At 42.0% G+C, this 12,526-nt stretch carries 11 protein-coding genes; 6 read left to right on the top strand and 5 right to left on the bottom strand.

Annotated features, from left to right (window positions below):
• The first annotated feature begins 105 nt into the window (after positions 1-105).
• On the top strand, positions 106-762 hold the full coding sequence (locus ACOSVQ_RS11280) for an HAD family hydrolase (protein ID WP_491982660.1): 657 nt from the start codon (positions 106-108) through the stop codon (positions 760-762).
• A gap of 451 nt (positions 763-1,213) precedes the next feature.
• A complete protein-coding gene (gene cutA, locus ACOSVQ_RS11275) occupies positions 1,214-1,531 on the top strand; it encodes a divalent-cation tolerance protein CutA (protein ID WP_491982659.1) in 318 nt (105 codons plus the stop codon).
• A 14-nt stretch (positions 1,532-1,545) separates the two neighbouring features.
• Here the strand turns inward: cutA and ACOSVQ_RS11270 are convergent, their stop codons facing one another.
• A complete protein-coding gene (locus ACOSVQ_RS11270) occupies positions 1,546-2,151 on the bottom strand; it encodes a DUF2238 domain-containing protein (protein WP_491982658.1) in 606 nt (201 codons plus the stop codon).
• A gap of 236 nt (positions 2,152-2,387) precedes the next feature.
• Here ACOSVQ_RS11270 and ACOSVQ_RS11265 point away from each other — a divergent pair, with 236 nt between their 5' ends.
• Positions 2,388-3,008 carry a DNA-J related domain-containing protein gene (locus tag ACOSVQ_RS11265; RefSeq protein WP_491982657.1) on the top strand — a complete coding sequence of 207 codons (621 nt, stop codon included), beginning with the start codon at positions 2,388-2,390 and terminating at the stop codon, positions 3,006-3,008.
• Positions 3,009-3,071: 63 nt separating this feature from the next.
• On the opposite strand, the gene ACOSVQ_RS11260 is transcribed toward ACOSVQ_RS11265, so the two are convergent.
• From ACOSVQ_RS11260 to tesA, 3 genes are all read right to left on the bottom strand, one after another.
• Complete coding sequence (locus tag ACOSVQ_RS11260; RefSeq protein ID WP_491982715.1) at positions 3,072-4,721, bottom strand: P-loop domain-containing protein; 1,650 nt, start codon at positions 4,719-4,721, stop codon at positions 3,072-3,074.
• 211 nt (positions 4,722-4,932) lie between these two features.
• Positions 4,933-6,138: an enoyl-ACP reductase FabV gene (gene fabV, locus ACOSVQ_RS11255; protein WP_491982656.1), complete on the bottom strand. Its 1,206-nt coding sequence runs from the start codon at positions 6,136-6,138 to the stop codon at positions 4,933-4,935.
• A gap of 111 nt (positions 6,139-6,249) precedes the next feature.
• Positions 6,250-6,849: a multifunctional acyl-CoA thioesterase I/protease I/lysophospholipase L1 gene (gene tesA, locus ACOSVQ_RS11250; protein WP_463597574.1), complete on the bottom strand. Its 600-nt coding sequence runs from the start codon at positions 6,847-6,849 to the stop codon at positions 6,250-6,252.
• Here tesA and ACOSVQ_RS11245 point away from each other — a divergent pair.
• From ACOSVQ_RS11245 to ACOSVQ_RS11235, 3 genes are all read left to right on the top strand, one after another.
• A complete protein-coding gene (locus tag ACOSVQ_RS11245; protein WP_491982655.1) occupies positions 6,848-7,525 on the top strand; it encodes an ABC transporter ATP-binding protein in 678 nt (225 codons plus the stop codon). The genes tesA and ACOSVQ_RS11245 overlap by 2 nt on opposite strands.
• Entirely contained in the window at positions 7,522-9,957 is a 2,436-nt protein-coding gene (locus tag ACOSVQ_RS11240) for an ABC transporter permease (RefSeq protein WP_491982654.1), read from the top strand. Before ACOSVQ_RS11245 ends, ACOSVQ_RS11240 begins: the two co-directional genes overlap by 4 nt.
• Before the next feature lie 280 nt (positions 9,958-10,237).
• Positions 10,238-11,701: an FAD-dependent oxidoreductase gene (locus ACOSVQ_RS11235; RefSeq protein WP_491982653.1), complete on the top strand. Its 1,464-nt coding sequence runs from the start codon at positions 10,238-10,240 to the stop codon at positions 11,699-11,701.
• Positions 11,702-11,755: 54 nt separating this feature from the next.
• Here the strand turns inward: ACOSVQ_RS11235 and ACOSVQ_RS11230 are convergent, their stop codons facing one another.
• Positions 11,756-12,496 carry a 5-oxoprolinase subunit PxpA gene (locus tag ACOSVQ_RS11230; protein ID WP_491982652.1) on the bottom strand — a complete coding sequence of 247 codons (741 nt, stop codon included), beginning with the start codon at positions 12,494-12,496 and terminating at the stop codon, positions 11,756-11,758.
• Positions 12,497-12,526: the final 30 nt, after the last annotated feature.

The following is a 12,526-nucleotide window of genomic DNA, read 5'->3' as shown; positions in this document are numbered from 1 at the left end:
ATGCTACAAATTATGAACATTGCCCCATAAGCTCACTTCAAATTGTTAACTGAATCATTTTTCCTATTTATTTTGTATTTAAACTGCAAAGAAAGGAGAAATATTATGGTTGGCAAAAAGACGAGCTGCGTTATTTTCGATTGTGAAGGGACATTAGTCGATAGCGAACGTTTGTGTTGTGAAGCCCTTGTTCAAGTATTCAATGAAATTGGGGCTGAGCTGTCTATCGAAGATATTATTGATAACTTTGAAGGTGGTAAAATAGCCGACATTATGCACTCAACTCTACAACTTGCTGAAAAAACGGCGGATGTTGATGTGCTCGAACAAAGATATCGCGAAGTTCTAGAGCCTTTATTTTTGCAGAAACTGACTCCAATGAGGGGAGCCATTGCATTATTAGATTGGTTACGTGAAACAGAAACAGAGTTCTGTGTTACGTCAAACGCACCTAAAGAGCGTATTGAAGCTATTCTAAAATCTGCGGGTTTATACAGCTATTTCCAAGGCAAAATTTTCTCAGCATTCGAAGCGAATAGTTGGAAGCCTGAACCGGATTTAATTCGCTATTGCGCGATGAACATGGGTTTTATGCTTGATGAATGTGTGTATATCGATGATACACAAAAGGGTATAAAAGCAGGTCTAAATGCCGGAGTAACAACTTTTCAAATTACGCCGTTGACTTGGCAAAACAGAGTATCCCACCCAAACGTTACCGTACTCGATAGTTTAGAGCAGTTAACTCTGTATTTAGCCTAATTCAGCCTCTTAAAGGCTTTTTAGTGTATGGTATTCTCCGATACATGGATGTATGCAGCTGACTCGGCGCTAATGGGCAATATTGTTGGAACCACATTGCTCAACTCTTGTGTTTGAAATCCGCATCTCCCACAAACAAATTTTTCCCCACTTTCAGATATTAAATATTCCTCGCTTTGACACAGCGGGCAACACTCGATCATTTTCATCACACATTCTCTTTGAATAGATTTTTATTATTTTGAATTAGCTATTGCTTCATTTATGTTCAGAATAAACGGAATGTCAGTCGGTGATTGTTATAATTACATTATTCTTTCATTTTTTGAGATTCAATTCATAAATCTATGAATTGAGTTTATTGATATCTAAACCGTTATTAACACAGATGGTGATTTTGATAGAAACTTATCAAAGCGGCAGGCGAAAATATTTAGGTGGAGTCGAATAAATGGATGATAAATTCTGTATCGTTTTAACCACAACAAACAGTCAAGAGGTTACGCAGCAGTTGATTCGCTACTTACTATCTAATCAATTAGCAGCATGTATTCAAACTTTGCCAATCAGTAGCCACTACATATGGGAAGGCGAGGTGTGTAACGATGAAGAGATTTTGCTGGTTATCAAAACTCAGTCCAAGTTGTTTACACAAATAACAGAAGCGATCCAACAGTTTCATAATTATGAAGTGCCACAATTAGTACAGGTGCCGATTACTGACGGCTTCAACCCATATTTAGAGTGGATTGAAGCCAATACTCTCTAGGCTAAGTGTAGAATTTAGGCATTAAAACGATGGGGATTGATACGACATTGCACACTCAGCAAGATTAGAGAGGCTAGCGCACCTAACGTATCGCAAAGCATATCTTTTTGTGCGTCCCAAATATCGCCTTGAGATCCCAAGAAAGCGATTCCTTCATCCCCCCCAGCTAGAGCGGCATACCACCATTCGACAATCTCATAACCTGCTGCAATGCTCATAATACAAAAAAGAGCATAGCTTGAAGCCAGCCAAGGTTTTGCTTTTTGCTTTCGTATTAGTAGTTCGGCAATAGGATATGCATACAAGCCGATTGAGAAATGGGCTACGCGATCAAAATTATTACGTTCAGAACCGATGAGACTGTTAAACCAGTCGAACGGGACTTCTGCAAAAGTATACTTTGCACCTATCGTATGAAGCGTAAGCCAGATAAAGAACAGAATATAAGAAGTGGTGCTTAATGTTTGTTTTAAAGAGACCAACCATACAAGGGAAAGTATAAGCATTGCTGGAATGATTTCAGCAATCCATACGGCGCGTGAGGATGGATTTATCGCGGAAAACACAAATATGACAGCGTAAAGCAGACTCATCAACGATAGGCTTTTTGGGGCATTCATAGATCACTAATCCTTTACTCAATTTTTGTATCTATGGTTACATCATTAGAAACAGTGTTCAATTATGTTTTGGTAAAAATCGAGTAGATTAATCTTAGACGCGTTTAGAACTTAGCACTGTCTGAGCACTAAAAAATTGAATAAAGGTCAAAGCCTTAATAGTTTCGTCTTATTCTTACTCGACAAAAAGATGCTCATGGCTTTGAATAAAGAAAGGGAAGAATGAGAGAAAGACTATGACTGAAGCACAGCAATTGTCCGCATCGTTTCAAAACTATGTTGAAAATCCTTTATTGTGGCCAATTTTGGAAGTGTTAAAACGTCAACCATCTGGTTGGAAAGTGCATACGTTAGCTGCACATTTAAGTGAGTTGGAGCTAATGCCTGTTTTGGACGAAGCTCCAGAGAAAGACCTGTTCAAGCGTAACTTTCTCATGATGAATGCGCTATATCAGCTACAAGAAACCTTGTATCCCAAACAATGGCTGCAAGTCGAAGCAATGGACATCATTCTTATGCCTATGTTTCGCAATGCATCACATTACATCGATGTGGAAGATCCATTACGTGAATACTATTGTCAGTGGGAACATTACGAAGCGAGTGAAGGGGAAGTGAAGCGCTTGCTCAATGAGTTCTGGACTCGATATCGCAAGTTTGTGGGTGGCAGTAGTAAAGATCTCAATCGACAGCAAGCACTCAGACTGTTTGAGTTGAATGACAATGCCACGCATTTTGAGATTCGTAAAACATGGCGAAAGCTAGCGCTCAGATGGCACCCAGACCGAGATAACGGTAATGCTGAGAAGTTTAGGATTCTATGTGAAGCATGGAATATCCTTCGCCAAGAAGCTTAGGAAACGTAAGATGAAAAAACAGCGCGATTATTGCGCTGTTTTTGTTTGAAGCGTAATGAACTATCAGTTCTTGAACTTAGCTTTACGGAAACGGTTAAGAGCTGCCATAGTATCTAAGACTCGTGGTTTAGCAAGGTCGCCATGGTTTGGCATATTCTCATGCCAATTATCTCCAAGCATTGCTACTAAATCTTGCGCTGGATTCTTTGACCATCCTGGTGTTTGTGCCAGTTGGAACCACAGCCAGCCGATAGCATTGATTTCAGACGGTGACTCAATCTGCTCTAAGGCTGATAAGTCTGTAAACTCTTTACCAAAACGCAGTGAATCGGTGCCTTTTGCTGAAACTCGAAACTTACCCTCTGCCAGTATTGCTTGTAGAGCTATGCAATTTAATGAGCGAGGAGTAATGGTCTCCAGTGGCCTTTCACATTCATTTTTGCGCTCAGTAGGGTGAAGAGCAATAACTTGCTGCGCTTTCTCTGTTACATCGATAGCTTGGAAATCATGCATTTGAATCACGGTGTCTGCGACATCCAGATAATCACCTGAACCTCCCATAACCACTAAACTTGAGATACCCATTTCATCGCGTAGTTGTCCAATACGATCAACTAAAGGTGTAATTGGCTCATCCCCTTTGCTGACCAGTGCTTGCATACGTTCGTCACGAATCATAAAGTTTGTTGCTGATGTATCTTCATCTATAAGCAGAGTTGTTACGCCTGCTTCAATAGATTCTTGAAGCCAAGCCGCTTGAGAGGTTGAACCGGATGCATCTTGAGTGCTGAAATCACGGGTGTCTCTGCCTAATGGTAGATGGTTGATGTAGTTTGCGAGATTAAGGTTATGAACACAGCGTCCATCTTCGGCGCGAATTTTCATAGAATTGTAGTCTGAGACAATCCCTTCACGGCCATCGCCTGGAATATGGTTGTAGATCGAACGTTCTATTGCCGTCAATAATGTGGATTTACCATGAAAACCGCCACCAACGATCAATGTAATCCCTTTAGGAATGCCAAGACCGCGAACTTTTCCTTTATTAGGAGCAACCAACACTGTTTCCAATTCTTTTGGTGATTGGAATGCAACAGCCTCTTTCATTGGTAAATCACAGTTACCTGCAATACGCGGTAACACACTACCATTAGCAATAAAGGCAACTAAATTTTTATCTGCCAACTGTGAACGTAATGCTTCTTGATCTTCCACAACTTCACAGTGATGCTTTAGAGCTTCGATATCGAGCTCTCGTGAGCTTGTTGCTTTGCGAATGAACTTTGGCATGTGAAAAGTCAGTGTGTTCAATGCTTTTTTAGCCAGAATGTCGCGGCCTTCAGCTGGGAGTGACATACGAAAACGTAGTTCAATACCGTGCTCAGTAAATAGTACCGAAGTACTATCCATAACAGTTTGACCGGTAACGTGGATAGTCACAGAGTTTTCTTGCTTAGCAAACTCAGCAAATGATCGTGCGATAAAGTCTCTCGCGGCCATTTGATAGGCAGCAGACTTGTCTTTCAGCCATGCTAGACCAGTTAGTGACCAGGCTCTTGTTGCGCGTAAGCGTGAAGCAGACGCGAACGGATCTGACTGAACATAATCGATATACAGATTGTAATCACCGAAGTCATATTCGCCTTTGATTTGCTGATATGCGCGATAATTCTGCTTCTCGAGTTTTTTCAGTTTTGCTGTTAATACATCCATCACGACTGCTCTTGGAATAATAAAAAGGGGGCGATTATAGGTAGCCCTATCAAGGGAGTAAAGCCATGTGTTGCTTAATCCTTGTAGGATAAACAAAAACTGTACTCTATTTAGGAGTACAGTTTTAGTGTGAGTAGGGTATTTGTCAACACAGACGGTCTGTCTGATAGTGTCTTAAAGACGAATGTCCTTTAAGTTCCGACTTCTATTATCAGTTATCTTCAGTGACGAATTGTGTGAGATCAACCTGTTTGGAATAGTCGATAACTTCAAAACCAAAGCCGTTCAAATTTAGGAACTCTTGTTTGAATCCTTGGTAATCACCCAACTGCTTGAAATTGGTTTCGTTCATTTCTTTTAGAAGTAATGACACTTTTGCTTGAGTCTCTTCATTTAGCTCTAAGTCATCCATGCGAATTAGGCGTTCGTTATCTACAGGTGTAGTAACGTCCTCTCCTAGATAGAGTTTCTCGCTGAATAAACGCTGCATTTGCTCAATGCACCCTTCATGCGTTCCTTTCTCTTTCATCACTTGATATAGAGCTAAAATGTATGGACTTAACCCTGGAATAAATACGCTTGCTTTGGTTACCAAAGCTTTACATACAGAGGCGAATGCGCCGCCATTGTAATTAGCCAATTTCAGGTTCAGTGAATGGCTAGTCTGGTGAAGATCTACTTTTGCGTAACCCAGAGTGCCATCTAGATAGATAGGATGTGTGATTTCAGGACCTATGTACGAGAAAGCCACAGTTTTACAGCCTTCAGCGATAGAATCAGCATTGATCAGAGTATCAATCCAGTTTTCCCAATCTTCACCGCCCATTACTTTGATCGTGCTGGTGATTTCTTCGTCCGTTGCAGGTTCAAGCGTACTGTTTACCCAGCTATCGTTTTCGAGCAGGATCGTGGATCCTGATACAGCTTCACCGATAGGCCTAATAGCTGAACGCCAAAACTCGTTGCTGTCACCTTTACGTCTCATGCCGCTTGCAATGCTGTATACGACCAGATCTACTTCGCCTTCGAAGTAGGTTTCGATCGCTTCAATCACTTGATCGCGGATTTCCTTTGAAAAGACATCGCCATCAATATTTACCGCAACATTGCCGTTTTTTTCGGCATGCTTTTTAAAGAAATGGTTGTTGTAGTAACCAGCGCTGCCTACACCTTTTTCAGATGGACCTCGTTCCATAGAAACGCCGATAGTATCTGCGTTTGCTCCGCCGAATGTTAATGCGATACGTGCAGCTAACCCAAAGCCGGATGATGAGCCAAGAATCAAAACACGTTTGGGGCCGTGTTCAATTGGTTTTGCTGATTTAACGTATTGAATTTGTTTTAAAATGGCTTGTTCGCAACCGAAAGGGTGTGCGGTACGTGCAACCACACCCTGTATTACGGGTTCTATGAGCATTATTGGTACCTTTTGGTGCTAGGGGGCAGTAACAATATCGTAAAGCTAAGTAAAGTTTATTGAGCTGAGGCAACAGACCTACATATTTTTAGTCATAATGTAGGAAATGCTTTAAAGCAAAGGTTCTAACTGTTCCGCCATAAAGTCTGCTATCCAAGGTTGAGCATCAGGTTTTGGGTGAAGCCCGTCTTGCATCATCCATTCTGGTTTGACGATGACCTGTTCTAGGAAAAATGGAATGAGAGGAACCGATTTTTCACTGGCGATGGTTGGATAAAGTTGTGAAAACGCTTCGCTATAACGTTTCCCGTAATTTGGCGGAATGCGAATTTGCATCAGAATGACTTGGCTATTTTGTGCTTGTATGGTGTCGATCATCGTTTTCAGGTTGTTTTCAACCAATTTTGGAGGAAATCCGCGTAGACCGTCATTAGCACCAAGTTCAATTAAAACGGAGTCAGGATTGTGTTGTTTTAGCAAAGAAGGTAAGCGTGAAAGGCCGTTGCCTGTAGTATCACCAGAGATACTTCCGTTAATTACTGTTACAGATTTACCTTTGTTTTTTAAAGCATCCCCAAGCAAATTAGGCCAAGCTTGTTCAATGGACATGTTATAGCCGGCGCTCAAACTATCACCCAACACTAAGAGTGTGTTACTACTAGCGTTGGCCGAGAAAAGTACAACAAGAAGCAAGGAAAGTAGTTTAGTCATGCAATCATCCGTTATTTCAGCTCAATCTTTATCAAAAGTAGTCTCCACCAATCAGGAGCAATTAACAATCCTCAAAGAAGTGAATCTTGATATTCACCAAGGTGAAAGTGTCGCTATCGTAGGAACATCCGGAGCTGGCAAATCTACCTTGATGACACTTCTTGCCGGTTTGGACACTCCAACCAGTGGAGAAGTTCATCTTTTGGGCAAATCACTGACTGAGTTAGATGATGAGGCGAGAGCTGCTATTAGAAGTCAGTCTGTTGGGTTTGTATTTCAAAGTTTCTTACTGATTCCAAGTTTATCCGCGTTAGAAAACGTTACATTACCGTGTCTATTAAAAGGTGAACCTGAAGACAAGCAGCGGGCTGAAGCACTGTTAACGTCGGTTGGTTTGGAGCATCGAATTCATCATTCACCAAGTCAGCTGTCTGGTGGGGAACAGCAGCGTGTCGCTTTAGCGCGAGCATTTATGATTGGGCCGCAAGTGCTGTTTGCCGATGAACCTACAGGAAATCTTGATCAAGAAACTGCAGCAAAAGTGATCGATTTACTTTTTGAGCTCAACTCTCAACACGGAACGACATTGGTTTTAGTAACCCATGACCCTGTACTCGCGGCAAGATGTCAAAGACGTTTTCATATGACCGCTGGCATGTTGGAGGAAAGAGTATGACTGTTGATCCATCACTCAATAAACGCTTATTACGATGGAGTTTTAGTGAAATACGCCATGGACAACTTTGGCCAATTTCGATTGCTCTAACCTTAATTATTGCTTGTGTTTTTGCGCTAACGGCATTGGCAGATCGAATGGAGCAGGTGATTGTTAAGCAGGGTAAAGATGCCCTAACAGCAGACAGCGTTTTCGTATCGGCAAACCCGTTACCAACGCCGTTGCTAGAGCTGACGCAGAAAGATAAATTGCCAACATCAACGATGACTCGCTTTTCAACCATGGCATTTAGCGACAACGGTATGAAGTTAGTGACTGTTAAAGCTGTTGATAGTCAATACCCTTTGCGCGGCGATATCGAGTTATCGGACGGTCAAACCGTTACTCATCAAGTTGAACCAAATCAGCTGTGGCTTGATGAGAGAATTTTCAACGAGCTCAACGTTAATATAGGTGACAATGTCACTATTGGTGATGCTGACTTTGTGGTATCAGGGCGAGTGCTACAAGAACCGGGTTTAAGCTTTAATCCCTTTCAACAAATGCCTTCGGTATTTATTCATCTGTCTGATGTAGAACGCACGGGCGCGATTCAAATCGGTAGTCGAGTCCAATATCAGTTGTTCATTAATGCTGAAGAACCCACGATAGAAAAATTGAAGAACGCTATTACACTAACGCCGAGTGAACGTTGGAGAGATCAAGATAGCGGCAGTAGAACCAACGAGGTATTTGAAAGGACTCAGCAATATTTATCTTTAACGGTTGCTATCGTCATCATCATGGCTGCCACTACTTTGGTGCTGACTTGCCAGCACTATGTTTCGACGCGTCAGCGCACTATAGCAATGCTTAAAAGTTTGGGTGCAAGTAAACGATGGGTTGGGCGATGGCTGGCTATTCAGGTTGCTCTGCTACTTGGATTTGCAGCCGTTAGCGGTATTTTTATTGGTATGGGGCTGGAATATCTGCTCAGAATTCCATTAGTCGATTTGTTACCTACGCCTCTACCAAGCTACGGTTTAAAACCTGCTCTGGTTGCACTTATATCAAGTATCCTGATTGCGGTCCCTGCTTTAGGTATCCCGCTTGGACATCTACTAAATGTCAATGCGGCTAGCGTTATGCAAGAGAGTCAAAAGCAGAACCGAATGCGTTGGAATATCATATTAATACTCGTGCCTCTAGTACCAATGCTCACTGTCTATTGGCAAAACAAATTAGTGTGGATAGTAATTGCTGGTATTTCAGTGCTGTTTTTGATTCTTGCAGTGATCAGCGTGGTAGTGACACGCTCACTGGCAAAGCTGCCACTTAATACATCTATGAAGCTTGCTCTGAGCCGAATTAACCGTTCATCGGTTGCCACAGGTATTCAGTTTGGCGCCTTATCACTGTCATTGATGCTGCTTGCTGTAATGTGGTTAGTTCGTACAGATTTACTTTCAGACTGGCAGAAGACTCTTCCTGCAAACGCTGCTAACGCCTTTGCATTCAACATTGCGACATATGAAAAAGATGCCTATTTGGGAACGCTGGACAAAGCCAATATTGAACGTTCTGAAGCGTACCCAATTATTCGGGGGCGTTTAACACAAATAAATGACGTTGGAGCTAAAACTTATGCACATGGAGAAGGACGCAGTGACGCATTAAGACGTGAACTTAACTTTACATGGAGTGACACCCTACCGACTTACAACGATTTAATTGCTGGAGAATGGACGCATTCTAACGGTGTGTCGGTAGAACAAGACGTTGCGGAAGATCTTGGTCTGAAAATTGGAGATAAGCTGACTTTTGTTATCAACAGCCAATCGATAGAAGCAACCGTAAACACGATTCGTCATGTTGAATGGCGAGCGATGAAACCTAACTTCTACTTTATTTTTACCCCTGATTTATTCAAAGACATCCCAAGTTCGTGGCTAGTCAGTTTCAGAATTGAACAGCAACATGACGGAATACTTACTGAACTGTCTCGTAACCATCCAACGGTAAGTTTGATGGATATTCGCGCTATGGGAGCGAAAATTCAGGATTTGCTGACTCAAATCGTCTGGTCGATAACGGTTCTTGCCTTAATGGGCGTAATTGCTGGTATACTCCTGATTTTTACGCTATTACGCTTGAGCTTGAGTCAACGTCAGCAAGAAATTAGGCTTTATAGAACATTAGGAGCAAGTCGTCGTAGAGTGACACAGACGATATGGTCTGAATTTGGCTTAATGGCTTTGGTTGCAGGAATGGTTGCTGCTCTTAGCGCGGATGTAGTGGTTGCGAGTGTCATGAAATTTGGTTTTCAATTGTCACCATCGCTGCATTTGAATATGTGGTTGGTGCTACCAATCATCACTTTTTGCACATTAGCCGCCGTAGTGAATAGTTTGATTAGACGTTTGTTAGTTCCTATAAATAAAGCATTTAATTAGTGATTCCTTGAGTAAGTGAGAGAGTTATCCACAAAAACAGTGGATAAATGCTGGGATAACTCAACTCGCTTATACTATGTATTTCGTTGTTAGCCCCGTAGAACCGAAGACCGCAGACAGTTCGTTATGCACAAGGTTAGAAAAGCACCGATCACGAGATAGTGAGTCAAGAGATTTATTTGATTTTTTTGTATTGCAACTTTCATTCAGTCGATCTATAGCCGCGTAAAAAATGTGATTTTAATAACGTTTTATAAGCTTTAGAATGGGTTCAGTTTGAATGACTATCGGTAGCGAAATGTCACAGAATACTCAAAACTTTCCGTCGCCTCGTGTTGCTATCATTGGTGGCGGAGTGGCAGGAGCAACAGCAGCCGTTCACTTGGGTGAACTGGGCATTAATGTGCTCCTTCTGGAAAAAGGGCCTAGCCTAGTTAATGGTCCACCAATTTGCCATCTCCACGCTGGTGGCAATTTATACAGAGAAATTTCAGAACAGCAGTGTATTGAGCTATTGCGTCAATCGGTTGAAACGATACGTCTTTATCCACATACATTGAACAAACGTCCAACAGTGATTGCCATTCCTGATACCGACGCAGGTGAGCCACATGACATCATTCCTCGTTTGGAAAAGATACAGGCTTGTTATCAACAGTTGGTTGATGAAGATCCTCGAAACCAAATCATGGGTGAACCGAGGCAATACTATTCTCTCTATCAGAGAGAGCAGCTAGAACAACTTTCTCTGTTAGCTCAGCCAAAAGAGCCAGTAACAAGCGAAGAGTGGTTAATTCCTTTTGCTAAATACGCGGATTTAGATTCCATTAAATATCCGGTTGTCGTTGTTCAGGAGTATGGGTGGAGTGTCTTCCGCCTCGCCGCCAGTGCTGAATTAGCCTTAGGTTCTATGAATAATTGTCAGGTAATGACTCACGCAACTTTAGTCAGCGCGGAATATATCGGCAAATCTTGGCACCTAAGTTATGTAGATACAGGTGGACAAAACCACCGAATCGAAGCTGATTTTCTGATCAATGCTTGTGGATATGAAACAGGTAAAGTTGACGATATGGCACACTATCAGCGAAAGCGTATGGTTGAGTTTAAAGCTGCTTATGTGACTTATTGGCCTCAGTGTCAACATAAGTGGCCAGAAGTGGTGTTTCATGGCGAACGGGGTACACCAAGAGGAATGGCGCAATTGACACCGTACGCTGACGGAGTTTTCCAGTTACATGGTATGACTGAAGATATTACATTGTTCAAAGATGGCTTGGTGACGTCTGCGGAAAATTCGTCTCAACCTGTTCTTCCTAATTATCTTGAACAAAAAATCCTTCAAGGTTGGCAGAGCGACGCTCTAAATGAGCGAACTCAAAAAGCGATCGACCATATCAGTCAATTTATGCCGCAGTTTGAAGGTGCGAAAGTGGGTGGAAAACCGCTATACGGAGCCCAGCAAATACCTGGTTATGACGCTACGCTGCGAGCGGCAGATGTGACATTTGAGGATAACCATTACGCCCGTATGGAAGTCGTCAAAGGTTCATCAGCGTTAGAAGCTGTAAGAAAAATTGTTTCAACATGGCATTTAGCAGATCTTAATACTCAAAGTTCAATAGAAGATCAGCATCCGATCAGTATGTCGCTCACGGCAAGCGATATCGAGTTTAGAGCAAAGCAATTGGCTGATGAACGTGGTTATCCACAAGCATTGGCTAAGTTTGTTGGTATGAAATAGCAATAGATAGCCCCAGATACACGTAAGCATCTGAGGCTATTTTGTTTCACCTGATTAATAATCTAACTGCGCACGGATTTTGGCAATGAGTTCAATTGCCGCGTCATTGTCACCATGAACACAAATAGTGTCAGCCTCGATAGGAATGATTACACCGTCTGAAGTTGTTACTTTGCCATATTCCGCAATTTGTTTAATTTGGCTCAAAATCAAATCTTCACTGGTCAATACAGCGTTTGGCATAGACCGAGGCGTTAACTGTCCATTCGACAAGTACGTTCTATCTGCGAATGCTTCAAACAACAGTGGGACATCATAATTGTCTGCAATGTCTAAATAACGTTGATTGTTACCGGAAGCCAATATCATTAGTGGAATATTGAAACAGGAAACAGCATCAGCGACCGCTCGAAACACATCTTCATTTGCCATCATATCGTTATACAAAGCGCCATGTGGCTTCACATAACTGACCTCGGTATTTTTACTTTCACACAGAGCTTTAAGTGCTCCAATTTGATAAATCAATAACTCGCATATTTCTTCTTCTGAAAAAGACATCGAACGACGACCAAAGCCTTGCAAGTCTGGGTATCCGGGATGAGCGCCAATTTGAACATCGTGCTGAATGGCATAATCAATTGTACGGCTCATAACATGCGGATCTGACGCATGAAATCCACAAGCAATATTCGCCATATCGACCCATGGCATCACCATTTCATCATTGCCCATTCGCCAATGACCAAAACTTTCGCCCATGTCGCAGTTAAGTGTGATAGTCCGTTTTTTCACGTGAATCATCGTTCCTTAGTATTTAAGCTA

This window comes from Vibrio sp. HM8-C, assembly GCF_058630515.1.
Note: the sequence above shows the minus strand (reverse complement) of the source record. Positions and strands in the feature narration are given on the sequence as shown.